We start from the raw sequence: 23,103 nt of genomic DNA, 5'->3' as shown, positions 1-23,103 counted from the left end.
TCGTGTCTCACCCTCGAAACCGTGGACTGCGACGATGACGCTGGAACAGCGCTGCCGATGGAGCGAGAAAAACCGTACAGGGTGCAGCAGTTCAGGCAACAATCCCAGTTCGCTCACACCACAACACTATGAGGCCATTCATGACGAAATTAAAAACCTACGCGCTAGCGATTGTCGCTATGGCGCTATGCACTGTCACACAGGCGCAGACGTCAAATATGACGCTACAGTTTGTAATTGCGGAGGTAACCGATTGTGCGCCGTTGCCAAACTCGGTCTGTCTACCTGTTACTGAATACCGTGTGTATGCACAGGGATCGACTGTACCGCTGGCCACCAGTCCATCGACGGATGCTACGGTATCGCCGTTTGCTGTGACACTAGGGCAGGAATACTGTTTTGAGGCAACTGCGTTTAATGGTGCGGAGTCAGCTCGTAGTCCGGCTAGCTGCCATACGTGGAATTCTGCCCCGCCTAGCGGTACCGTCATTATCGAGCTAAACGCCATTGTCGTTGCTCCCTAATGAAAAACACGCTGATAGCCATTGTCCTATTCGCACTCTCGGCGTCGTCTCCGGCGGAGTGCGTTGAGGCTCGCTAAATGGCAACTATGGTTGTAGGGCGACTTTTAGGCCCAATGACTGGGTATGGACAACAGGCACAAACCCGTTTGGAACAGAAGATGGCGGCACAAGAGAGATCTATTGGGACAATGTGGAGTTTACAAGCATCATGGCAACGTTAAATATCAATCCAGACGGTGATGGCGTTTATCATATTCGCGATGAATCTATCACGGATCACAGCGACGCGAGCACAGTCAACTCGCTGGCGTGGGCTGTTGCGCAAATCAACGCGCAGACCACTGCGGCATCGCGCCGGGCAAAGATCAAGATTTATCCCGGCGAGTATGATTTTACCAATCTCGTTCGTATCGAGGATAACATCACAATCGAGGGTTCCGGTCCGGGCGCGACGCTACTTAATTTTAATAGCACGTCGGGCGGGATGGTTTTCTCTAACGGCGAAATGCACACCGCGTCGGAAGCTGTGACAGTTGGGGAGTATCGATTCCCGAATGACGGTACAGACTGGCCGCATGAAGTCCGGTTTCGCTGTACTACCGCAGGAACAACGAGCACGGCGGCGAGCTTTGCCACATCGTGCGCGGCCAATTTAACCGTTGGCAATACGTTCACTAATGGTACGGCTGACTTTGAAACCGTCGCTTTTATCACGCCTGATTTTAAGGGTTTTGCTTTTGCAATGGCCTCGGGTATGACAGGCTCGGGCATTACTGTTCAGCGCTGTAACGGTGCACGATGGCGCGACCTGATTGCCTCGGGGGGCAATGCGTCAGGATGGGCGCTAGAAGTCGATACCGTGAATCAGTTTAGCTGTGAGAGCGTCCTGTTTGAGGTCGATTCCAACGGTATTCTGGTGAATGTTTCGGAGTTTGGCGTATTCCCCTACAACTACGGGGACGGGGTTTTTCAGGGCGTGGATATTACGCTAGGCTCTGCGAATACGGTCGGTGTTAAGTTCCTTGGTAGTGATACGACTAACGACACCATTAACAATATTCTGTTTGACCGCTGCGAGATAGCGGGAACCGGCGCGGTTGCTGATTGTAATGTCGGCATCTGGTTAGAGCAGGCCAAGCGCAACACCTTTTTACATTTGGACGTTGAATTGTGCAACGTGGGCATTATGGAAATTGGCGCGGGCAATGAGCGCTCACAGGCAAACACGTTTATCCAGTACCAGTTCCAGCCCGGAGCAGGCGACCAGACCACCGAGGGTTTTGCGTATGCACGAGGCGTTCCGTTGCAGACCGCCGCAACAACCCCGTTTACCACAGCAACTATTCGCGAAAACTGGCTGAATTATTCCCCGTTCGACCTCTGGCCCGCAGGCTCAACAACGGGTTATATCGCTGATGATGATGGGGCATGGGGGCGTGATGTCACCGCAGTTGGCACCCCATCGGGTGGGCTGGTTGACTTAACCATGTCGGGCACAATTCCGTCATCCGGTCGTACTAATCTCAACCGGCATCCTGTCATTGCTCCTGTGAATGTCCACGCTAACGGTACACGTATTCTTGAGGCTAACGGTACAGGGGGTGTTGATCTTTTAGGCTCTAGCACGATTACGCTAGGCAATGATATTGATGACAACCACTTCACCGTTTCGTTAGTGCGCGATGGCACGTCAACGCTGTCTATCCGTGATATTCGCGCCACAGCCGATGGCTTGAATATTGATGTCTATGATTCCAACACGAACAGCTCGCCAACGCTATCACCCGAAGCATCAGCCGATCAGGTGTATATAAATCGCTTCGTGGCGGGCGATGTGCTTTCTGCCGCGCCATCGACAGTGGTTGGCGATATGATCATCAGGGTAGATGCTACAGGCTCAACCGCTATCGGCGGCACAGGGGCGGGAACATACATTCGTGACGCGGCAAATACCGCGTGGACCAAGTTGAACTGATATGGCCACTTACTACGTTGACAATGTTTTGGGGAGCGACGCCAATAACGGCACCACAGCGGGAGCGCCCAAGGCCACATTTGAGGCAATCCATGCTCTTGGTCTGGTGGCGGGCACTGATGATGTCGAGTTCGTATCAAACGGCTCGACAGCATATAGAACTCCGGGCGACGCTCACGAGCTGATTCTGGCCGTAGGGACATTTACCGTCCCCTATAACGCTAGCGGCCATTATGTTTTCTCTGAAGATGCGCTGGGCGGCGGCGGCGGCGGTGGTGGTGGTGGTGGTGGTGGGCTTGGCCTAACTGACAAGTCGGCGCTTTCCAGAAATTTACTAAACAGGTGATACCATGCAAAAACAGGTTTTAACACTCACGACTGCCGACAATATCAAGCGTATTGCCCTCGAAGGCCCGCACCAAGTGGAAATTGGTGGCACATTTGGCTCTGGCACTGTAACGCCATACGGTTACTCCGAAGAAATTGGCAAGGGCGCCCAGTTACAGCTGGATGGCTCGGCCTACTCGACCACAGCGGCTGACTCCTTGACGGCCAGTGCGGCATACAGTCAGTGGGAGCTGACAGGCTCGACTGGAGCCACAGTGACGATGGTGTTTACGCCAATTAAGCAGGCAGTTATCCGCGCGTAATGGCCAAAAAGCAGACCTATACAAAATATGACCCGGCATGGTGTGACAAACTGCCGGGCATGTTCAAGAACGGCGAATCAGTGGCCGAGGTCTGCGCCGTGCTGGGCATTGGGAAAAAGTCGTTTTATCGCTACATCGAAAAGCACGCAGATTTTGCCGAGGCATACGACAAGGGCAGGGATTTATCTGAAGCATGGTGGCTCAAAAAGGGCCGCAATGCCGTCAACGGCAAAGCCAAGCACATGGATACCACGGCGTGGATTTTCAACATGAAAAATCGATTTGGATGGGCTGACAAAAAGGAAGTGTCTGGGCCAGACAGGGGCGCCATACCTATTGCCGCTTCGATCACGTTTGTTGGCGTGTCCACTGACGGGCGCCGCCGCCCCTCGAGTCATAGCGATGACTGCGCTGCAGAGCAGTCGTAACGTACAGGTAGAGTACATCGACCGCCTCGGTGTTCTGCTCGCCAAACCCAAGCGACTGAAAATACTCGTTGGCGGTCGCGCCTCCACCAAATCCACTTTTGTTGCCGATTATGTACTGTCTCGCGTATCAACAGGCGAGTCATGGTGCTGCGCGCGCGAGTATCAAAACTCTATCGAAGATAGTGTGCACGGCATGCTGCAAGATGAAATTGAGCGTCTTGCCCTGCCCGGTTTCTGGCCTAAGCGCAACGAAATAGACCACGAGTATGGCGGCCATATTTTCTATCGCGGCTTGGCTCGCAATATCGCCAGCCTGAAGGGCATTCGCACGCATGGCCTATGGATAGAGGAAGGCGAGGCCACCAGTAGCCGCTCACTGACTACGCTCACCGCCTCGCTGCGCGTCTCTGCGCTAGAACAGCAAAAAGCAGAGCTGGCAGGTTCTGAGATACAAATCCCTGAAATGTGGATAACCATGAACCGGGGCAGCGCCAAGGACGCCATTGCACAGCGCTTCCTGAAGCGCGCCGAGCGCGACTTGACCAAATACGGCTATTACGAAGACGACTACATGATCGTCATCGAGGTCAACTATGACGAGAATCCGTGGTTTATGGGCTCGGGCCTTGAGAGCGAGCGACTTGACGATCTGAAGACAATGACGTCTGCTGAGTATGAGCACAAGTGGTTAGGCCAATATCTCGACACCGTACCCAATGCGATTATCGAAACCGATTGGTTTGATGCGTGTATCGATGCGCACAAAAAACTTGGTTTCGATCCTACTGGCGCTGAGGTGGTGGCGCACGACCCCAACGATGGTGGCGAAGACGATGCCGCTCTAGCCTACCGTCATGGCGTGGTGTTTCTTGATGTTCAGGCCAAAGAAGAGTCCTGTCTCGTCAACGAGGCGTGCCACTGGGCGCTAGACTATGCAATAGACAATCGTGTCGAGCAATTTATATGGGACGCAGATGGCGTAGGCGCTGGATTAAGAGAGCAGATCGACACCAAGATTTCAGGACGAAATATGTATGCCCATGCGTTCTATGGGGGGCGAGGCGTTGATCGCGAGAACGAAAAATATGTCCCGATGGACAGCGAAGCGGAAAAGAAATCAAAAACCAACAAAGACACGTTTTACAATCGCCGCGCACAATATTACTGGAACCTGCGCACTCGCTGCCTAAAAACGTATCTAGCTGTTACGCAAAAAACCTACATCAACCCAGACGAGCTGATTAGTTTCAGCAGCGACATCAAGCAAATCGATGTACTGCGCGCTGAATTGTGCCGCATACCGCGCGTATCCAATCCGCTGGGGAAAATACAGATTATGAGCAAAGAGCAAATGGCGCAGCTCGACCCGCCGATTGACTCGCCCAACATGGCTGATTCTGTAATGATGTCGTTTGCGTACCAGCCGCCACGCCAGAAGAAAGCAAGACGAGCGCAGTTAAGCGCGAAAAACTTTTATCGAGATCAGCTATGAAAAAGACCGTGACGACACCAAAAACACACGCTGACATTCTCGCGATAGTTGATAAAGATTATTACGCCGTCGACGAGCAGCGCGACCACAGCAACGAAGACTTGCGGTTTTGTGATGTCGATGGCGGCCAGTATGACGACTGGTTTCGTGAGCAATTTGCAGACCGGCCAAAGCTCGAGTTCAACAAAGTCTATCAGGCGGTATATGAGTTCTCCGGCAACTGGCGGGAAAATCGTTTCGATGTGAAGTTTCGCCCTGAAGACATTAAGGCGACCGATGACGATGCCGATTTGATGAGCGGCCTGTTTCGTAAGGATTTCTATCGCGACAACGAAGGCACTGAAGCGTTCGATAATGCGGTGGATGAAATGGCCAAGTGCGGCTATGGCGCTATCAAACTAACGACGCGCTATGTCGACGAAGAAGACCCGGAAGACGACCGTCAAATTGTTGAGTTCGAGCCAATTTATAGCGCGTACAGCAGCGTGATATGGGACAAGAGTGCCAAAAAGCCCGACAAGTCTGATGCGAGGCATGTCACCGTCCTGAACTCAATGAGCCGCGATGCAGCCGAAGAAGAGTTTGGTGCCGATGCAGAATCTGCATTCACACCCCCTGATCGACGCCGATTTAACTGGCATACAGGCCAGCAGGTATGGATTGCGCATCACTATGAACTGCGCATCGATAAAGCCACGGCGCTGGTGTTTGAAGACCCGCTAGGACGACGCAAGACGGTCTACAAGGACGAGATAAAGCAGCACCTCGAAGAGCTGGCCGATATGGGCTATGAGCAAGTCAGAGAAAAAAAGGTCAAACGCCGAACGGTTTGGAAGTCTGTACTGGGCGGGGGCGAATATCTGCAAGAACCTCGACGAATTGCTGGTAAGCACCTGCCTATCATTCCGTTGTATGGCTATCGAGGCTATATCGACGGGCAAGAGTTTTGGTATGGCATCGTTCGAAAATACAAGGACGCTAACCGCCTGTTCAACATGGCGGCAACTGATGTTGCTGAAAACGCGGCGACCACTTCAAAGGATATGCCGATATTCACCGATGAACAGGTCGAGGGTCGCGAGCAGCAGCTGCGCGAAATGCACCTTGGCAAATATAACTATGCGGTAGTAAACCCAGTCGAGGGTCCAGAGGGAGAGGACATACACATGGGTCCGGTGGGTACGTGGGCGGCATCTCGCGTTGATCCGAACAATGCCAGTCTGTTCACGATGTGCGGGGAATTTATGGCGGTCGGCATGGGCTCGTCGCCAAAAGAAATCGAAAAAGCGAGCATGTCTGGCGTTGCCGTTGATCGATTGAGAAAAATCATTGACGCAAAAACGATTGTTCTTAATGACAATATCAAGAAGTCGATGCACCGCACGGGCGTTGTTTGGTCATCGATTGCGGGCGAGGTGTATGACTCAGAGCGCATCGAGTACATCTTGGGTCAGGATGGCGCTGACAAAATGGTTCGCTTGTTTGACATTGTTATCGATCAGGACACCGGGCGAGCCAAGTTTGTCAACGACATCACCACGAAGAAATTCGCCACAACTATCGACACCGGTCCGGCTTACGCCTCGCAGCGACGCGAAACAATCCAGTCATTGCAAGAAATTGGCGAACTGGCCACAGATGATTACAAGCCACTCATTTTGGGTGAGATCATCGAACTGCTAGACGGTGTAGGCATGGCCGGCCTGAAAGACCACAACCGCAAAAGGATGGTCGAGCAAGGTTTGCGCAAACCGGAAACGGACGAAGAACAGGCGATATACGAAGCATCGCAGCAGAAGCAGCAAACGGCAGAAGACGAACTGCTTCGCTCGATGGCCAAAAAGGAAATGGCCGAGGCTCAAGAGCTGGTTAGTCAGGTTCAGAAAAACGCCACGCAAGCACGACTGAACACCGCTAAAGCCATCAAGGAAATAAACGGAATAAAGATGGATAGATTGCAAGCGAGCAATAATGTCGTCGAGTCGCGCACGGTGTCCGCTACCAAGCAAGTTGTCGAGCAATCGACTCAGCCCGACCTTGATCAAGCGTTGAAACTGGCCGACATTTCCAGCAAAACCGCCAAGGCCCGCAAGGACAACGCCGAAGCTGAGGCGCAAACGATTGAAAATGACTTTGCTAGAAGCAAACTGGCATCGCTAACTGAACAGCTTAGGTCTGCCGGGGTTGCCTGATGGGGAAGCTGTCTAATTTGATCAGTCAGGTCGAGCAGGCAGACCACGCAATACAGTCGATGCTAAGTAGTAGAGCGGCAGGCACGGCAGTTGCTGCGGGTGCCGCGACCCAATCCGAAGACGCCGAGGCCATGTTCATAGGCAAGGCGGCCAAAACCTTTCAGGAAAAAGCAGTCGACCTAGCCAAAAATATGGAGTCGGAAGGCCTCAATCGCGATGACATTTGGAAGGCAACTGGGGAACAGTTCGAAGCGCCCATGATGCGAGGTGCTGACGGTGAGTGGCGGCAAGAGATCAGCGATCTCGGCGCCAATCTGATGAATCGAGAAACGGCGTCAACGATGGCTGACGACCTCAGCGCGGAGATGTCAAAGAACCCGCCGCTTGTTGGTGATAAATCAATTGCAGACTGGCAAGCGCTCGATGACTATGCGCACGGCGACGCGGTAAATACGGCGCGAGTGTACCGCCATCCCGATTTGCTTGACGCATACCCCGAAAAAATCGGAGAAGATGTCGGCACCGCAGGTTATGTGCGAGGTCAAGGCGACGGGGTTCAGGGAAGCTACCAATCGGGTCCGTTCGGACAAAAGCGTATTACCGTCTATGACGGGGCACAAGAACCAGACTCAACCATGCACCACGAAGTGCAGCACGCGATTCAGGATATTGAACGCTGGGCGTCTGGAAGCTCGCCAGCATCAGCACAACGACAGATCGAGCAGCTTCGAACGAAAAAGAAAAACTTGGCCGGCAGTTATGACAACGCGAAGAAATGGATGGCCAGCCAAGCTCGATCATTGGGCATGGATCGTAAGATGGCATTGCGCAGCCATGCACGACAACTAAAAGAGATTGACCGCCTGCGCGGCTACCTCAAAAGCCATTACTACAATGGCAGCAAGCTCACCGACAAGCGCCGACTGATTCTAGGATCAGGGCAGTCGATTCTCGACCCGAACATTGAGCATCGAATGCGCACAGGCATTAGCTGGCCAAAGCGTCACAGGCCGCAATCTGAGCGCGATGCGGCATACGCGGAGTATATAGAGCGCGCGACCGAGGAAGCAGAAAAGCAGCTCGATCCTGACATGGTGGCTGAGGTTCGGGGCGAGACGGTAAAAGACCCGCTCAAAAAATATGATCGACAAATTGACGCCATTACAAAAAAGTTGCGCGACAGCGAAGACTTTCAGGAAATGGAGCGCATCAAGTCAACGCTAGATGCCGCCGATGAATTGCAGTCGCGGTACGACCCGGACGGAATCAGCAAGCCATACGATCTGTATCGAGACACTGCCGGAGAAGTTGAGTCGCGCGTCACGCAGGAACGCAGGTTCATGGATATGGGCGAGCGCATTGAATTGCCGCCTTGGCGCGGTGCCACCATGCAGAAATCGCCGCGCCCAGTGCTTATGGACAGCCAAGGCAACATCGATGTCCGCAGAATGGCGGCCGGTTCTGCTGCTGTTGCTGGTGCCGGATCAGCCAGCGCCAGCCTCACCGATGACGACATCATGGCCGAGATTGGCGGCGAAAAATCCACCGGCATTGGCGACTTTTTCGGGTATATCAAAAACAACGTGCTCGATGATTACTTGGGCGGCGTACAGCGACGAGGCCAGCAGCTTGTCGGGCTGGGGCAATTGGCTGGCAATGCCTTGCTATCATTTCCTGAAGAGGTGCTGTCCGAGTCTGCCGATTTATCGGCCACGCTTGCCTATGGCGCTGAAGCCGGCGACCGAATGAACGCAGCCGTTCGCCAGTCACTGCCGGGGCTTCAAATACCGATGGACGAAAACGCTCGCGTGTTTGTTCAAGACGTCATGCCTCACATCAAACGACTGCCCGACGCTGTTCAACACGTTGGCGGGTTTGTTGCCAATATGCCCAATGAGGTGGGCGATTACTGGTCAAGCGAAGCAAGTCCGCGCACCGGTGAAGCTCTCCGCTCAGCCCTCAACTTGCAGCCCTTTTTCTAGCCAAAACTGACGAATTTTGTCTGCTGTTGACAATTATTGTCAGTTGGTAGCAGAATGCACTCGTCCGGGCACTGACCCGAGAGCAACACCACCACCCCAATCGGTGAGATTTTTTGAATGGCTGACGACAAGCAAGACGATAAACCCGTTGATAACACCGACGAGGCTGGCGCACTCGAGAAACCGACGAGCGGCGCAGCTGAAGAGCAAAAGCCAACAGGCGAAACGGATACGCCAAAGGCCGATGAAAGCTCCGAAGAAAATGAGATCGTTCTAGCGGGTCAAGAGGGTTCGCCACCTTCAACGGCAAACAAGCCTAGTTCTGATGGCCAGCACAGCAATACCGATGCAGTCATCAAGCGAATGCGACGCAAGCGCGAACGCCTCGACGCTGAAAATGAAACACTGCGACGAGAAAACGAGCAATTGCGGCGACACGCACAGGGCGGCGGTAATACGCAGGGCGACAGACGTACCTTGCAGCTACCAAACCGACCGACGCGGGCCGAATCTGGCTATGACGAAGAAAAGTTTGACGCGGCGATGGCAGAGTGGACTGATAAAGTCACCGACATCAAAGTTCAAGCAGGGCTTCAACAGGCAAACCAAGGCCAGCGAGTAGTCGCTGCACAACAAAGAGAGCAAACTGCGCTCAAGCAATACGCAGAAAATGCGAACGCACTGAAGGTGCCGGATTTTAACGACACCCAAGAGGATGCGCTCGATGTTCTCGGTGCTGATTTTGGCACCATGCTCGCGAGGGAGCTGCCCAGCGATGCACCGAAATTGGTGTATTTCTTTGGCAAAAACCCCGAAGAGGCCGTTCGTTACCGGGAAATGTTCGACAACAACCCCGGCGGCACCACATTCGAACTCGGTAAGCTAGCCGAACGACTTGTTATCAAACGAAAACAGTCTAGCGCAGCCGCACCAGAGGATCGCATTGACGGGCAGGGGCTAGCAGGCGGGGACGACAGTCTCGAAGGCCAGCTTGCCAAAATTGACGAAAAGCTCGAAAAGGGTGAAATGGAACCCGCCTTTGCTATTCGTGAAACCCGCCGCATTAAGCGAGAACTTCGAGAGAAACAAGCAGCTAGCTAGACTCCCATTTTTATTTTTAGGAGTTTTTAGCCATGTCCAGCCAAGCCAAAATCGTTACCCGCGTATTGGGTGAAGAGCTTGAAAAATTCGAAGCAGACAACATTTGCTTGCGTCAATGTATGGTCAAGCAGATGGGCGGCCAAACCGGCCATCGATCTGAGTTTACCGAATGGCACGACGCGCCACCTATTGCGACTGTTGTCACCGGGTCGACCCCCACGATCTCCAATTTCAACGAAATCACACATCTCGCCGTGCCTCACAAGGTCACGACCTACTACACGCGCCCATTTAAACTGAACAACAACGACACGCTCGACCCGTCTGAGTTGAGCCGCCAAATGCGTGCCGCGATGCAGGCTATCGATGCCGGTATCAACCGCGCAGTGGTCAATAAAATTGTCGAGGAAGGCGGCCAGTTTGTCGGCCGAACCTCGGCGCTGTCTGGATTTGCTGACATCGCAGCTGTCGACACCCTGTTGACGTCGCAAGACGTGAGTCAGGAAACCGGCAAAACGATGATCCTGAATGCCAGCGATTACAACTCAATGGCCAGCGATCTAGCCAACCGTGAAACGCTCAATGGGCGCGCAGAAAACGCTTACGACCGCGCATTTGTGGGTCAGATGGCGGGCTTTGACACGTTCAAAACGTCATTCACCCCCAGCAAGACAGCAGCGGCGCCGACCGGCATAACGGTCAACGGTGCAAACCAAGACTACGACCCGTCTGCGGCCGACCTGTCGGGCAATGAGCCGATGAACATCGACAACCGAACGGCCACATTGACCGTCTCGGGCACAATTAGTGGTGCGGTCGCGGGTGACAAGTTCACCATTGCGGGTGTCAACGCGGTGTCATTGGTCAATAAGAACGACACAGGCAATTTGCGCACGTTCACTGTCACCGAGTTTAACGGTCAGGACATCACGTACAGCCCACCGATTATTGTGGATTCAGGCGCGCCGAACTCCACAGTGACGCAGGCGCGCGATGATTATGCCAACTGCACGGCTGCACCGGCCAACAGTGCGGCGGTGACGTTCGTCAACTACGATACGGCACTCACCAACGTGTTTTTCGAGAACGAATCTGTGTGCATCAACACCGCACCGGTGGTCGGCACCGAAGAACAGCTGGGCGGCATGATTTTGATGAACGAAACCACCGAGCGTGGCTTGAACATCATTGTCGCGAAGCAAGGGGCGATTTCAGACCTCAGCACCGAATGGCGCGTCACAGCGCGAGCCGGTGTCACCGTCCGCGACCCTATCAAGTGCGGCATTCTGATGGGCGCTCAAACGGCCTAACGCCAGCACCTGACGCTGCAAACATAAACAGCGGGGCGCACCTGCCCCGTTGTTTATTTCTACCCATACCCAAAGGAGACACCCTATGTCGCGCAGTAAAAGAAAAAATGACAACTACGACGCAACCGCCGAAGAAAACCAGTACCCCAAGTGGGTGAATGGTATTGTTTGTCAGGATGCCGAAGAGGAAGACGCATTGCTAGGCGTCGATGAAGAGGCCATTGCGGCGGCCAAGGTTGCCGAAGAGGCCGCCGAAGCTGAGAAACTGGCGGCGCTTCGCGAGGAAATTCGCGAGGAAATTCGCGAGGAAGAACGCGCCAAACTTCAGGCCGAGGTCGCAGCCAAAAAACCCGCAGCCAAAAAGGCGCCAGCCAAAAAGGCTGCCAACGAAGAGGCCGAAACAGGCGATGGCAACAGCGCAGAAAATAGTTAGCGATGCACTGACTGAGCTGCGCATGCAGTCGGAGTTAATACCGGCTGATCCGCAGCTTGAGCAGGACGCACTAGATCGACTGATAGGCATGCTCGAGGAGTGGGCCAGCGCAGGCATTGCAACCGGCACCACTATCCCCACACTGTTGAGTAGCGAGCTATCAAACCCGCGTGACATTGAGTTAGGACTTGCTCACTCTCTGGCGCTGGAAATGTCGACACGCGCACCCCAAGAGCCTGCACGCCGCCTGCTTCGTGCGTGGCGCAGGTCTAGGCGCCGAATCAAGGCGCGCTATGGGCCAAATCCAGAGCAGGCATACCCGGCGAGTTTGCCGCTAGGTCAGGGCAACAATATCGGCCCGCGCTCCAAGCGATTTTTCCCTGAGCCTACGACATTGGGCAATAATAGCGACAGCATAGGCACCTGATGGCCACTCGAATAATCAATTTAAGCAGGACGACGACGATTAGCCGGCTCGATTCGGTGCCATTGGCGCCATCAAGCGGCGAAGCGGTCAAACGTGTCTTGGTTGAAGACCTTGTGCGCGCACCTGAGTACACGATAGCGACCCTGCCAACGCCATCAGCGGATAGAAAACGAGATGTGGCCTATGTCTCTGATGGGGCCAGTGGCGCGGCGGTGATGGCTTTTTGCGACGGTGTAAACTGGCGCCGACTCGACACGCTGGCCACGCTTGCATGAGGCAGCCTATCCCGCTACCCAGTGGCATTGTCGGGCTAGACGACTTTCCTGAGCTCAAAGAGTCTCTGGTTAATCTGTTTCGTGTTGAGAGCGGCCTGCTTAAATCACCGGGTATTACCAGCTTTTCCACAGGAAATGGCGCGTGTCGCGGCGCTGTAACATTTGCCGATGAAGCGTACATGGTGTCGTTGGGGTCGTTCTCCAAAATCGCTGCCGACGGTACGTTTTCAAACATCGCAGGCGGCACTGTATCGGGCACTACCGATTGTCGTTTTGCGCAGGATTATAGCGTGCTGGTTGTGCAGGTGGCTGGGGGCGATGCCTACGTCTACGATGGCACCAATTTCGGCTTAATCAATGACGCAGACCATGTGCCATCGAATGAGGTGGTCGCAATCAATGGTCGTTTCGTTTTTGTTCCCAGCGATGGCGGGCCGTGCTTTTATACTGACGTCAATGGAATGACCTATGCTTCACGTGGAACATGTATTCCCGCCGCCAATTTCTTCGATGCCGAACTGCTGCCCGATAAAAATATCGGTGCGATCGTTATCAAGAATGATCTGTATATTCTCGGGCAGGAAACGACCGAGCTATTTCGCGATACGGGCGACACGGTGGCGACCTTCCGGCGTGTCGATCAGGGTGCGGTGCACACCGGCTACATTGCTGGCAAGGCGTACTACAAGGGCACATTTGCGTTCTTGGGGCGCGACCGCGAAGGCATGCCAGACTTTTTTGTTATGCAGCCCGGTCGAGCCGAGCCGATCAGCAACCCGGCAATTAAAGAGATTTTATCAGCGTACACCGAGACGCAGCTGTCGGCAGTGACATCGATGCGCTACGAATGGAAAGACAAGGAAATTATCGAGTGGCGACTGAGTGACATCACGCTGGCCTATTGTGCTGGCAACTGGGTTTATCGGCGCTCTGGCTTCAATGACAATTATCGCGCCAACCACATGACGCGCGCATACGACAGCTACATCGTAGGCGATGCCGTTACCACTCAGATTGGCAGGCTAGCCGATGTGAACAGCGAATACACGGCGCCAGTAGAGCGAGTTATCGAGACATTCGTGCGGGGTGAAAAGGGCAGTCATTTTATTGCTGATTCTATCGAGCTGGACTGTCTGACCGGCACAGGCACCACGGAAGGAACCATTTCTCTTCAGGTATCTCGAGACTCCCAAGAATTTCACCAGCCGGTGTGGCGAAGCCTTGGCAGGCACGGCAATCGTGACCAGCGGGTTATTTGGCAGGGCGGTATCGGTCAGTTTGAATCGCACATGGGTATTAGGTTGCGAACGACCGACGATGTTAATTTCAGCACCAAAGCCATTCATTTCACAGGGTCATACTGATGCCTAGCCAGCAGACGCCACAGCACGGCGACAGTATCGTCGACAAAGAGGGTCGGCCTACCCAGCCGTTTCAGTCATTTCTTGATGATGTAGGCGATCTGCCGCTGGCCATTGAGCTGCCAACCTACACGGTGGCCAATGCTCCCAACCCGGCAAAATTTACTTCCCGTGCGGTGTATGTGAGCAATGGCGCCGCTGGCTCGCCTGTTTTAGCATTCAGCGATGGCACTAACTGGCTGCGTAGCGATACGCTGGCCGCGATTTCGGCCTGATCGGAGAAATAACTCATGGGCTCTAGCTTGAGTGGTGGATTTAACGCCACAACAGAAAAGCAAACGATCGAGTTTCTTGACCAAGACAGCATCAAAGACAAATTTCAAGACCCGCTTGATCTGAGCGGCAATCGAGCTGCGGCATCGACGCTGCGTGCAGCTCGTCGCAGCGCCGACACTATCGGGCAGATGTACGATTTGTCGCAACAAAACATACTGCCATTCTTGCAGGGCGCTAATAGCCTGTTACCGGGCCTGTCATACACCGCATCGCCTGAAGGTGCACTGGGATATGCAACGGCTTACGCGCCGATGTCTGCCGACATCAACCGGGATGCAATAAGCGAGAATATGCGCGACCTTAACTCGGGCTTGGGCGCTTCTGGTATGCGGCGGTCAGGGGCAGGCGCCGAAATGGCCGCTGATGTTGTGAGTGGCGCCGACATGTCGTTTTTGCTCAGTTTGCAGGATTTTATGAATAAGCGACAACAGCGAATCGCAGGATTAGGCATTAACAGCGGAACCAAACTAGCCGCACTCGGGCAAGACACCGCCGAGCGAACCGGCGACATACTGGCTGGCGGCATACTGGGCGGCGCACAGGCATCGGCGCAAGGCGGCCAAAACATTGTCAACGCTGTTGGAACCGGCTTGTCATTTTTTAATAACCAAGGGGAAGGCTAATGGGCCTCGGTGGATCACTGAAAGAATGGGGCGACCATCACGGCGATCTGGTGAAGGGTCTTCGTGGAGAAACAGGTCAAGACGCCGCACAGGACGCCGCCGAAATTTATGAAGGCGAGCTGATCCGGCAATTTAACCAACAGCAAGCGAATCTACGACCCTCGCTGAATATGGCGCTGGACATTCTGCCGGACACGCTGACTCAGGCTCAGGCGTTTAACCCGTATGAGTTGCAACCGGCAATTGATGGCTTTCTAGCGCCAGTAGAGGCTCGGCGGGGCGAAGCAGCCAATGATTACTTGTCGAGCGTGGGGCTCGATAGACCACGAGCTGCCAACGAAATTGCAACGATTGACCCTCGCCAAGAACTCGACTTGTTGCTGGGCACCGAGGCCGACATGTTCGAAAACCGTGTCGCACTAACAGGGCTCGGCGAGGGGGCGGGTCAGGTCATGTCTCAGCTTGGCCAGCGAACCGGTGCCAATATTGCAGAAACCAACCTGCAAGCCGAGCTTGCAGGCCAACAGGCGCGCGCGCAAGGCAATAGCAATATTATGGGCATTGCGTCTATGGTGGGCTCGTTCTTCTCTGACGAGCGCATGAAAGATAACATTCAGGAAGTTGGCGAACTGGACGATGGAACCAAGATATATAGCTGGGACTGGAAGCCGGAATTTGCCGAAGCGATGGCGGGGCAATCGAACATTGGGCCGCTGGCGCAAGATGTCGCGGCGCGCTACCCCGACCACGTGACCACTGACCGGTCTGGATACATGAAGGTGCTGCCCTCACTGGGCGACGAGGTTGCCAATGGTTGATTTTTCCCGATTCAATTTAGTGCCGGATATAACGCCGCTCACTAACGAAATTCGACAATTCAACCCGCAAAATCGGGCGCGTCGCGAGCAAGGCATGCGACTTGCTGGCTTGCAAGAATCGCTGCTTGAAGGTCAGGTGCGTGAGCAAAACGCCGAAGCTGGCAAGCTGGAAGCGATCAATAGCGCCTATGGCGCAATTAGTATGTTTGACGCAGACATTCAGGACATCGAATCAATACTGACAGGCGCCAATGAAGGGAATATCTATACCCGGCTGGTGGGTTATCTCGGCCAAAATAGAGACGAAATCGATCCAGACGACATGCAGGACGTAGCCGACATATCGAAGCAAGCCATTGATGACCCGGCCGGCGCTATTGAAGTTCTCAGCTCTCGACTCGACAACGCCGAGTTGATGAAATCAAAAACGCTTCAGTCGTTGCAAATGCTGGGCGAGAATTTCGGTCCGGACGTTCAAAAAGCTGAGATTCTGGAAGACGGTACGGTCATATTTGCCAACGACGACCGCACTGTGACAGTAAGGCGACCGGGTGGTGAGGTGTTGAGCGGAGAAGCGGCGGCAAGTGCGATAAAAAACTCAAAGCGATTTAAAGCTGAGGCGCACGGATACGAAAATGCCCTGAAGGTGGCAACTGACTACGCCGCCGAGGTCTATGAAAAAGCGGGTCCAATTAGCGGCTCTATCTCCAGTCTCGAGGAAGGCATACGATTGGTTGAAGAGGGTGCAGAAACCGGCGTGTTCAAAAGCCGCGTTCCAACTCTCAATCAAAATACATTGAGATTGCGACAGCTGGCCAACCGGTTTGGCCTTGATATTGTCGGACAGTACACGTTCGGCGCGCTGTCAGAAAAAGAACTACGACTAGCTATCGAGACGGGATCACCACCGAAAAACCTGAACACGTCGCAGACAAAGCAGTGGTTCGAGGACCGGCTTACCGCGCAGCGGAAACTGCTGACAGCAATCGAAGAGGTCGCCAGCTTCTTGGGCTCAGGCAACAAAACGATTCCAGAATGGATTCAGAACAAAAACGATACTAGGCGACAGCCAGCGGCAGCCTCGGCGTCCAAGCCACCTGCCGGCGTTGATCGAGTGATTACCATCCCATGACAACTATCCGAGTGAACACTAAGGAAAGCGCGTTTGACGTTATCGTTCCCGATGACATATCTGAGGCTGAACAAGATCAGTGGGCGCGGCTAAAAGCTCAAGCGTGGATGTCTGGTGGTGCCGAAGCGGTCGAACAGCAAGAGTTTTTTCTCAAAGACAACCAGCAACGCCAAACGGCATCGCCGCCGTTAATGGACCAGATAGTCGGCGCAACGCCTACTGCTCTATCTGGCGCAATCACACAGCCACTGGCGGCGTTATTAGGTATCGCCAATATTCCATTCAGGCCAGAAGAAGCGCGCGCAGCGGCTGACGATCTGGCCGCAGCGATGACCATCGACCCCAAGACCGAAGCCGGACGGATCGGCCTGCAACGACTGGCCCAGTCACCGCCTATTCGAAACCTAATGGAAGCCATCGCGGCAACGAAACCGATAATAACGGAAGGCGGTGGCGATATAGTCGAGTTCTATTTGGGCGAAGGCGGTCGAAAATACGGCGAGGCTGTGGGCGACTTTCTGCCGGAAATAGCCGAAGCGGCTGCCGGCATGAAGCCAGCACTTAGCGCTGCTAAGGCGGCCAGCCAAGCAACGGCGCGAGCGGGTGGCGATTTGGCGCTGGGGACAGCAGAGGCGGCTGCCAACACCACAGGAAGGGCCATTGACGTTGTAGCAAAAAACCTCCCGAAACAGGCCAAGATGCGACGCAGGGCGCAAGCCGCTCTCGAGGCTGGCGAGACTTTCAACACAGACGCAGCAGGTTATCGCCTTGTTGATGGCCGTTTTGAGGAGCACCCCAATGCACAAGCCGCGCTCGACAATCAATTTGAGCCACTTGTCGTTAATCACCTCAAGCACGCTAACCCAGCTACTAAAGCGCAAGCTCGTCGTATGGTCGATCTGCGTGATCGTATCGAGCGCGGCACCATCGACCCCGACGCAGGGGAAATGCGAGCCGCCGACATCGTTGGTCAAAGCATCAAAAAACGCTACGAGCACCTGCAAAAAACCATCACAGGCGCTAGAAATCGCAAGAACGCAGCCGTTAAAGACTTACGGGGAAAGCCTATCGACCTGCAAGAAACGACAGATAACTTTGTAGGTCGCCTTGACGAGCTGGGTGTTCAGTATGGAACGGACATCAACGGAAATTTTGACCCCAGCAAGCCGTTCGGATTTAAAGACTCAGTATTTTCGCTAAACACCGCCGCGCAGAAAAAAATGCAATCGTTCCGCAAGGACTTGTGGAGCGCCGGCAAGGTCGACGCGCACAAGGCGCACATTTACAAGCTGGGCATCGATGATATGGTGGGCTATGGTCGTGAGTCGGCCGAGGGCATCACTGGTAAGGTAGAGACGTTTTTCAAAGAGTTTCGCCACGATCTAAACCAGTCTATTCGGCAGGTGTCGCCAGATTATGCAGACGCCAACGATGTGATGTCAGACCTGCTCGATACGGTCAAAGAGGTCGACGACCTGATCGGCAAGAAGTACGACCCTACTGATCGACAATTTGGGCTGCTGTCGCGCACAACGCTGACCAATTACAAGCAGGGCGACCGTATGCGGCAGGTGATGTCAGACCTGACAGAAAAGGCCAATAAGTACGATGGACAATTTGATGACAACCTTATGACACTTACCCGACTGTATACGGACATGAACAGGGTAATACGACCCGAGGCGCCGGGTAGTATGGGCGGGCTGATTCAGGGCGCTGATGTGCGTCGCGGGCCAATTGATACGATGGTTGATGTCGGTGTCAGGGAAATAAACGCGCTTCGAAATCGTGACCGATTCTCGGCACTGCAATCACTAAAAAACCTTTTGGATGAATCCGATGGCTAAGCTAGGCACTGAAGTACCACAGTTTTTCGAGAATGGCGTGCCTTGCGCTGGCTATGTCATGTATTTTGGCCAGCCCAATCAGGACCCGAAAACGAACCCAAAGTCGCCCTATGCTGACGCAGCTTTCTCGGCGGCTCTCGATGAAAATCTAACACTCGACGCCAATGGTCTATTTGCCTCGCGAGAGATATTCCTAAGTGGCAGTTATTCGCTGAGACTTGAGCGCGCAGACGGTACGCTGTATTGGGCTCTCGAGAGCATAGAGGGATTTCAAGGCGATGGAAGCGCGGTAACGACGACTTATGTCGACGCCAAAGTGCTCGAGGAAATAAGCAAAAACGATATGTTCCACAATGATAGTTCGCTTAATAGCGGCCGGTCGTTTTCTGTGGGCGCTTATCGCGTATCTCGCGCAAACGGGGCTGTGTGGGAGTCAACATCTACGACCAACGTCACTATGAACGACGATGTAACCGAAGCGCTGGTGTTCAATGTCGATGACGGAATGTTCTATAAGGTCGACACCGACTCCATTGAATCCAATCACCTGCATTTGTTTAATGTCACCACGCTATCGGGATCGATAACAACCGCGTCAATTGTCGATAAGCGCTCGCATATCGACGCTAGAAACCGGTTCACTGCTGGCTACGTTGGGCAAAACAAAATCACCAAAAACGCCGTAGACCCCGACCATGACATTGATTTTGCTATAGGGCGGTGCGCATCATCCGATGGCAAGATGGATATGTATCTTGCCACGGCGATGACGAAGCAGCTGGATGCTACATGGTCGGCGGGCAACAACGCAGGGGGGCTGTTTTCAGGCTCCATTGCGCCTAGCACGACATACTATGGATTTATCATTTCCGATTCTGATGGCACAGCCGACTGCGGTTTTGACACCAGTGTTTCCGCAGCCAACAAGCCCGCAGATTATGCGCACTACAAATTGCGATTCACTTTCGATACAGATGGCAGCTCTAACATCGACTTCGATACGTTTGTTGATTACGAAAAATGTGTCGATTCGTTATTGCTGGAAAACGGATCAGTATCGACCATCAAAATGGCTGACGCGGCAGTGACGCCAGATAAGATTGCCGCGCTTTCTGGATCGGCAAGTGCCGGCGATGTCGGTATTGCTAGCGGGGCGGGTTTGTTTAGTGATGCAACCGTTGCAATAATATTGCGGTTTACCATCGTGCGCGATGGCACTTACCGCATAGCGGCGCAATCACTATTGACAAGCGCGAGCAGCGGCACCGCAGACATCAGCGTTACAGAAGGAATAACGACAATTCTCACAGTAAACCAGACTGCGGTCGATACAGTGGTCGGTAACGAAGCTGATCGCGCCCTAAGCGCTGGCGATGTGCTTCTTGTGTCATTAGTAAACCGTACGGGCACCTTTACGGGGATGGTCTGCGTCTCTATTTCCTGTAGCACCGCTGACGACCTGACTGACAGAGTTAGCAGCGGGGCTATCAACATATAAAAAATGAACAGCCCCGCCGATTAAAAAAAGACTATTACTCGCCAAACTCAATGTCTGCCGGTGGATTGAAGTTCACCGGCATCACGTCCATGTCGTGCCACTGGTCTATCTTCATAGTTCGACAGCGCCATGATCGACCAAATGCTTCAGCACGACCAGACACGAATCAACATCGCCTTCGGCATCATGCGCTTTTTTTATCTCTTGCCCAGTAAAATGCTTGTAGCACTTCGCTAGGCTTGGATAGCGACCAACACCAACTATTTTTATGGCTTTATTCATTGTGCATATTGTTCGCTCTTTGCTCATATAAGTTTTAGCTTCGTCGGCCACTTCCCGACCAAAGAAGCGCATCAGAGCAATTCGGACGATGCGCTTGTCGAAGTTAGCGTTGTGAGCAACAACCATGTCAGACCGCTTAACCATTTCGAGAAACATGCCAACGGCCAACTTTTCGTCAATTCCAAAACGCGCCGCCTTGTGGTTGTCGATGCCGTGAATTTTTACGACATCTAACGGGATGGCCCAGCCGCTAGGCTTGACGATAAACTTCATTGACTGAATAACATCGCCAGATGTCCAATCAACCTGCTTGGAGCAAAGCTGGACAATGTGTGGTTGAGAGTCGTCATCGCTTGGCGTTTCGTAGTTAGGAATGCCGGTAGTCTCGGTATCAAAAACTGAAATAATCATATTTTTCCATTTTGTGTGTGCCCACATATACCCATGACGTTGAATATGGTGTTAGCAGGAATTATCCCTTAACGTTCACTATCTGTCTAAGTCTAAATAAAACCTCAACCAAATCAGATTGAGCCTCCATAACTGCTCCAATATCTTTGTATGCGGCTGGGCTTTCATCAAGTACATCCGAGTCTAATCTAGCCTCTATACCTTTCATTGCTGTAGCATGTTGCGCTAATGAGATTTCTTTTTTTGCTTGTCCTCTGGACATAACACGACCTGCCCCATGAGAGCAACTACAAAAAGAATGCTCGTTGCCAAGCCCTCTAACAATAAATGATCCAGTACCCATTGAGCCGGGTATGATACCTAAGTCTCCCTTTCTTGCTCTAACCGCACCTTTTCTCGTTAACCAAACGTTAGCGCCAAAATGATTCTCTTTTGATATATAATTATGGTGGCAATTAACGGCCATTTCTGTTATTTCAAAAGGCTTCGTGTGCCTACCAAGAGCAGCTAGTGTCATTCCCATCATAGATTCACGATTCTTTAATGCGAATTCTTGAGCCCACTCAACAGCAGCAACGTAATCGTCAAATATTTCTGTTTTTTCTACCAAGTAAGACAGATCTTTATCAACTAAATATTTATCAATATGGTATTTTTCCATTTCTTGCTTTGCTTTTTCAATAAAATACATGCCTATCTTATTGCCAACACCGCGAGAACCAGAGTGTAACATCACCCAAACGGAATCATTTTCGTCTAAACATATTTCTATAAAATGGTTGCCTGTACCAAGCGTACCTAAATGCTGCCAAGTATTGAACGCAAGCGCTTTAGGGTGTTTCTCTATTATTTTATTATAACCATCAACCAAGCCCAACCATCTTTGCTCGTTTGATGCTGTTAATGACTGATAAGAACCTTTGTCATTTCTGCCACCATTATCGGTTCTGCCGCAAGGTATATTTCGCTCTATATCATCACGTAAATCACGCAGGTTATCAGGCAAATCACATGCTTTTAACGATGTTTGGTATGCCATCATCCCACAACCTATATCAACACCTACAGCAGCAGGAACTATTGCACCTTTAGTAGCTATAACACTACCAATAGTTGCGCCCATACCCCAATGAACATCCGGCATTGCTGCAACATGTTTATGTATAAATGGCAATGAGGCTATATTGTGCAACTGCTCTCTAGCTCTATCGTCAAGTAAAACCCCGTTAGTCCAGTGTTTAATTGGCGAGCCTTTTGTATCTTCAAATATAAACTTATTCATTTTTATCTTCTCTTTAAGTGCTAGCTAATTCGCTGCTAACAACGCGTTTAAAACCGCTCATTCTTCGCTCGGACTCGTTACAGTTGGTTCCCAACTTTCACTCACCGCTTAACGCAAAGGTTATACCTCATTACCCCATACGTCCCAGCCGTCACGCTCACGTCGAGCAAATAGCTCAATCCGTGGCGCTTCACTCTGCAGCTCAATCAAATCTTGAAAGAACTCAGGTTTTTTACTGTGTCGCATTGGGCGCTTTACTTCCCACCAAGTTGTATCTTGGCGCTTTTTCCCCACCGGCATCTTGCCTTTACGTGCCAACAGCAAAAATTCTGTCGTAGGGCAGTACAAGCCGCCTTGCCCTGTGCCTTTCGGTTTCTTGCACCATGTCAGAGTTTGGCAGTATTTAAAGCCCCACGCCTGCAGCACTTCAAAAGCCGCGGGCAAATACTTCTGCGTAGTCCACAAGTAAAGATCGCAGTTGTCTGCAGCAAGGGTGGCAATTTCCAACGCTTTAATCTCATCAAGCGTCATTGTCTTGTAAGGCATTACGCTATCTTGCGGCTCATAACTGCTACCTCTGGGGGCAACACTTGCTTTACCCCACTTGCCGTATTGCCATGGCGGGTCAACAACTATTGTGCTGTACCCGCCATGAGGTATAACAACGCTATCAAAATCGGACTGCATTACGCTTCGCTCCATTTGCCGTTTATAGCCAAGGTTA

General features: G+C 52.7%; 24 protein-coding genes. 21 read left to right on the top strand and 3 right to left on the bottom strand.

Going from position 1 to position 23,103, the window contains the following annotated elements; all coding sequences use genetic code 11:
• Nucleotides 1-140: 140 nt before the first annotated feature.
• From Q0688_RS23590 to Q0688_RS23490, 21 genes are all read left to right on the top strand, one after another.
• Entirely contained in the window at nucleotides 141-524 is a 384-nt protein-coding gene (locus Q0688_RS23590) for a hypothetical protein (protein WP_299083083.1), read from the top strand.
• Nucleotides 525-601: 77 nt separating this feature from the next.
• Nucleotides 602-745, top strand: coding sequence for a hypothetical protein (locus Q0688_RS23585; RefSeq protein ID WP_299083081.1), 144 nt, complete (start codon nucleotides 602-604; stop codon nucleotides 743-745).
• The gene (locus tag Q0688_RS23580) at nucleotides 733-2,499 is read left to right on the top strand and encodes a hypothetical protein (protein WP_299083079.1); all 1,767 of its coding nucleotides are present in this window, start codon (nucleotides 733-735) and stop codon (nucleotides 2,497-2,499) included. The genes Q0688_RS23585 and Q0688_RS23580 overlap by 13 nt, the downstream gene beginning before the upstream one ends.
• 1 nt (nucleotide 2,500) lies before the next feature.
• The gene (locus Q0688_RS23575; protein ID WP_299083077.1) at nucleotides 2,501-2,845 is read left to right on the top strand and encodes a hypothetical protein; all 345 of its coding nucleotides are present in this window, start codon (nucleotides 2,501-2,503) and stop codon (nucleotides 2,843-2,845) included.
• A 4-nt stretch (nucleotides 2,846-2,849) separates the two neighbouring features.
• Nucleotides 2,850-3,149, top strand: a complete 300-nt coding sequence (locus Q0688_RS23570; RefSeq protein ID WP_299083075.1) for a hypothetical protein — start codon at nucleotides 2,850-2,852, stop codon at nucleotides 3,147-3,149.
• On the top strand, nucleotides 3,149-3,577 hold the full coding sequence (locus Q0688_RS23565) for a hypothetical protein (protein WP_299083072.1): 429 nt from the start codon (nucleotides 3,149-3,151) through the stop codon (nucleotides 3,575-3,577). Before Q0688_RS23570 ends, Q0688_RS23565 begins: the two co-directional genes overlap by 1 nt.
• Nucleotides 3,552-5,069 (top strand): phage terminase large subunit, encoded by a 1,518-nt coding sequence (locus Q0688_RS23560; protein WP_299083070.1) that lies wholly within the window; start codon nucleotides 3,552-3,554, stop codon nucleotides 5,067-5,069. The genes Q0688_RS23565 and Q0688_RS23560 overlap by 26 nt, the downstream gene beginning before the upstream one ends.
• Nucleotides 5,066-7,261, top strand: coding sequence for a portal protein (locus tag Q0688_RS23555; protein ID WP_299083068.1), 2,196 nt, complete (start codon nucleotides 5,066-5,068; stop codon nucleotides 7,259-7,261). The genes Q0688_RS23560 and Q0688_RS23555 overlap by 4 nt, the downstream gene beginning before the upstream one ends.
• A 131-nt stretch (nucleotides 7,262-7,392) precedes the next feature.
• Nucleotides 7,393-9,243 (top strand): LPD23 domain-containing protein, encoded by a 1,851-nt coding sequence (locus Q0688_RS23550; RefSeq protein WP_299083066.1) that lies wholly within the window; start codon nucleotides 7,393-7,395, stop codon nucleotides 9,241-9,243.
• Between the two features lie 117 nt (nucleotides 9,244-9,360).
• Nucleotides 9,361-10,344: a hypothetical protein gene (locus tag Q0688_RS23545; protein WP_299083064.1), complete on the top strand. Its 984-nt coding sequence runs from the start codon at nucleotides 9,361-9,363 to the stop codon at nucleotides 10,342-10,344.
• 32 nt (nucleotides 10,345-10,376) lie between these two features.
• Nucleotides 10,377-11,654 carry a P22 phage major capsid protein family protein gene (locus Q0688_RS23540; protein ID WP_299083062.1) on the top strand — a complete coding sequence of 426 codons (1,278 nt, stop codon included), beginning with the start codon at nucleotides 10,377-10,379 and terminating at the stop codon, nucleotides 11,652-11,654.
• 85 nt (nucleotides 11,655-11,739) lie between these two features.
• Nucleotides 11,740-12,087 (top strand): hypothetical protein, encoded by a 348-nt coding sequence (locus tag Q0688_RS23535; RefSeq protein WP_299083060.1) that lies wholly within the window; start codon nucleotides 11,740-11,742, stop codon nucleotides 12,085-12,087.
• The gene (locus Q0688_RS23530) at nucleotides 12,062-12,514 is read left to right on the top strand and encodes a hypothetical protein (RefSeq protein WP_299083058.1); all 453 of its coding nucleotides are present in this window, start codon (nucleotides 12,062-12,064) and stop codon (nucleotides 12,512-12,514) included. Before Q0688_RS23535 ends, Q0688_RS23530 begins: the two co-directional genes overlap by 26 nt.
• The gene (locus tag Q0688_RS23525; RefSeq protein WP_299083056.1) at nucleotides 12,514-12,789 is read left to right on the top strand and encodes a hypothetical protein; all 276 of its coding nucleotides are present in this window, start codon (nucleotides 12,514-12,516) and stop codon (nucleotides 12,787-12,789) included. Before Q0688_RS23530 ends, Q0688_RS23525 begins: the two co-directional genes overlap by 1 nt.
• Nucleotides 12,786-14,153, top strand: coding sequence for a packaged DNA stabilization protein (locus Q0688_RS23520; RefSeq protein WP_299083054.1), 1,368 nt, complete (start codon nucleotides 12,786-12,788; stop codon nucleotides 14,151-14,153). Before Q0688_RS23525 ends, Q0688_RS23520 begins: the two co-directional genes overlap by 4 nt.
• Entirely contained in the window at nucleotides 14,153-14,425 is a 273-nt protein-coding gene (locus Q0688_RS23515) for a hypothetical protein (RefSeq protein WP_299083052.1), read from the top strand. Before Q0688_RS23520 ends, Q0688_RS23515 begins: the two co-directional genes overlap by 1 nt.
• 15 nt (nucleotides 14,426-14,440) lie before the next feature.
• Nucleotides 14,441-15,109, top strand: coding sequence for a hypothetical protein (locus Q0688_RS23510; protein ID WP_299083050.1), 669 nt, complete (start codon nucleotides 14,441-14,443; stop codon nucleotides 15,107-15,109).
• Entirely contained in the window at nucleotides 15,109-15,927 is an 819-nt protein-coding gene (locus Q0688_RS23505; RefSeq protein ID WP_299083048.1) for a tail fiber domain-containing protein, read from the top strand. The genes Q0688_RS23510 and Q0688_RS23505 overlap by 1 nt, the downstream gene beginning before the upstream one ends.
• Entirely contained in the window at nucleotides 15,920-17,059 is a 1,140-nt protein-coding gene (locus tag Q0688_RS23500; protein WP_299083046.1) for a hypothetical protein, read from the top strand. Before Q0688_RS23505 ends, Q0688_RS23500 begins: the two co-directional genes overlap by 8 nt.
• A complete protein-coding gene (locus Q0688_RS23495; protein ID WP_299083043.1) occupies nucleotides 17,056-18,906 on the top strand; it encodes a hypothetical protein in 1,851 nt (616 codons plus the stop codon). Before Q0688_RS23500 ends, Q0688_RS23495 begins: the two co-directional genes overlap by 4 nt.
• A 343-nt stretch (nucleotides 18,907-19,249) precedes the next feature.
• Nucleotides 19,250-20,404, top strand: coding sequence for a hypothetical protein (locus tag Q0688_RS23490; protein WP_299083041.1), 1,155 nt, complete (start codon nucleotides 19,250-19,252; stop codon nucleotides 20,402-20,404).
• 111 nt (nucleotides 20,405-20,515) lie between these two features.
• On the opposite strand, the gene Q0688_RS23485 is transcribed toward Q0688_RS23490, so the two are convergent.
• From Q0688_RS23485 to Q0688_RS23475, 3 genes are all read right to left on the bottom strand, one after another.
• A complete protein-coding gene (locus tag Q0688_RS23485) occupies nucleotides 20,516-21,097 on the bottom strand; it encodes a 3'-5' exonuclease (RefSeq protein ID WP_299083039.1) in 582 nt (193 codons plus the stop codon).
• A 61-nt stretch (nucleotides 21,098-21,158) separates the two neighbouring features.
• Nucleotides 21,159-22,379: an RtcB family protein gene (locus Q0688_RS23480; RefSeq protein ID WP_299083037.1), complete on the bottom strand. Its 1,221-nt coding sequence runs from the start codon at nucleotides 22,377-22,379 to the stop codon at nucleotides 21,159-21,161.
• Between the two features lie 120 nt (nucleotides 22,380-22,499).
• On the bottom strand, nucleotides 22,500-23,103 hold a 604-nt coding region (locus Q0688_RS23475), incomplete at its 5' end, for an MT-A70 family methyltransferase (protein ID WP_299083035.1).

Source organism: uncultured Paraglaciecola sp., from assembly GCF_937123705.1.
In the GTDB taxonomy this organism is placed as follows: Bacteria; Pseudomonadota; Gammaproteobacteria; order Enterobacterales; family Alteromonadaceae; genus Paraglaciecola.
The sequence above is the reverse complement of the archived record's forward strand: the minus strand, read 5'-3'. Positions and strand labels throughout refer to the sequence as shown.

Excerpts from the sequence above, each read along its gene's own strand:
- Q0688_RS23590 (WP_299083083.1), top strand. The coding sequence starts at position 141 with ATGACGAAATTAAAAACCTACGCGCTAGCGATTGTCGCTATGGCGCTA.
- Q0688_RS23585 (WP_299083081.1), top strand. The coding sequence starts at position 602 with ATGGCAACTATGGTTGTAGGGCGACTTTTAGGCCCAATGACTGGGTAT.
- Q0688_RS23580 (WP_299083079.1), top strand. The coding sequence starts at position 733 with ATGGCAACGTTAAATATCAATCCAGACGGTGATGGCGTTTATCATATT.
- Q0688_RS23575 (WP_299083077.1), top strand. The coding sequence starts at position 2,501 with ATGGCCACTTACTACGTTGACAATGTTTTGGGGAGCGACGCCAATAAC.
- Q0688_RS23570 (WP_299083075.1), top strand. The coding sequence starts at position 2,850 with ATGCAAAAACAGGTTTTAACACTCACGACTGCCGACAATATCAAGCGT.
- Q0688_RS23565 (WP_299083072.1), top strand. The coding sequence starts at position 3,149 with ATGGCCAAAAAGCAGACCTATACAAAATATGACCCGGCATGGTGTGAC.
- Q0688_RS23560 (WP_299083070.1), top strand. The coding sequence starts at position 3,552 with ATGACTGCGCTGCAGAGCAGTCGTAACGTACAGGTAGAGTACATCGAC.
- Q0688_RS23555 (WP_299083068.1), top strand. The coding sequence starts at position 5,066 with ATGAAAAAGACCGTGACGACACCAAAAACACACGCTGACATTCTCGCG.
- Q0688_RS23550 (WP_299083066.1), top strand. The coding sequence starts at position 7,393 with ATGTTCATAGGCAAGGCGGCCAAAACCTTTCAGGAAAAAGCAGTCGAC.
- Q0688_RS23545 (WP_299083064.1), top strand. The coding sequence starts at position 9,361 with ATGGCTGACGACAAGCAAGACGATAAACCCGTTGATAACACCGACGAG.
- Q0688_RS23540 (WP_299083062.1), top strand. The coding sequence starts at position 10,377 with ATGTCCAGCCAAGCCAAAATCGTTACCCGCGTATTGGGTGAAGAGCTT.
- Q0688_RS23535 (WP_299083060.1), top strand. The coding sequence starts at position 11,740 with ATGTCGCGCAGTAAAAGAAAAAATGACAACTACGACGCAACCGCCGAA.
- Q0688_RS23530 (WP_299083058.1), top strand. The coding sequence starts at position 12,062 with ATGGCAACAGCGCAGAAAATAGTTAGCGATGCACTGACTGAGCTGCGC.
- Q0688_RS23525 (WP_299083056.1), top strand. The coding sequence starts at position 12,514 with ATGGCCACTCGAATAATCAATTTAAGCAGGACGACGACGATTAGCCGG.
- Q0688_RS23520 (WP_299083054.1), top strand. The coding sequence starts at position 12,786 with ATGAGGCAGCCTATCCCGCTACCCAGTGGCATTGTCGGGCTAGACGAC.
- Q0688_RS23515 (WP_299083052.1), top strand. The coding sequence starts at position 14,153 with ATGCCTAGCCAGCAGACGCCACAGCACGGCGACAGTATCGTCGACAAA.
- Q0688_RS23510 (WP_299083050.1), top strand. The coding sequence starts at position 14,441 with ATGGGCTCTAGCTTGAGTGGTGGATTTAACGCCACAACAGAAAAGCAA.
- Q0688_RS23505 (WP_299083048.1), top strand. The coding sequence starts at position 15,109 with ATGGGCCTCGGTGGATCACTGAAAGAATGGGGCGACCATCACGGCGAT.
- Q0688_RS23500 (WP_299083046.1), top strand. The coding sequence starts at position 15,920 with ATGGTTGATTTTTCCCGATTCAATTTAGTGCCGGATATAACGCCGCTC.
- Q0688_RS23495 (WP_299083043.1), top strand. The coding sequence starts at position 17,056 with ATGACAACTATCCGAGTGAACACTAAGGAAAGCGCGTTTGACGTTATC.
- Q0688_RS23490 (WP_299083041.1), top strand. The coding sequence starts at position 19,250 with ATGTTCCACAATGATAGTTCGCTTAATAGCGGCCGGTCGTTTTCTGTG.
- Q0688_RS23485 (WP_299083039.1), bottom strand. The coding sequence starts at position 21,097 with ATGATTATTTCAGTTTTTGATACCGAGACTACCGGCATTCCTAACTAC.
- Q0688_RS23480 (WP_299083037.1), bottom strand. The coding sequence starts at position 22,379 with ATGAATAAGTTTATATTTGAAGATACAAAAGGCTCGCCAATTAAACAC.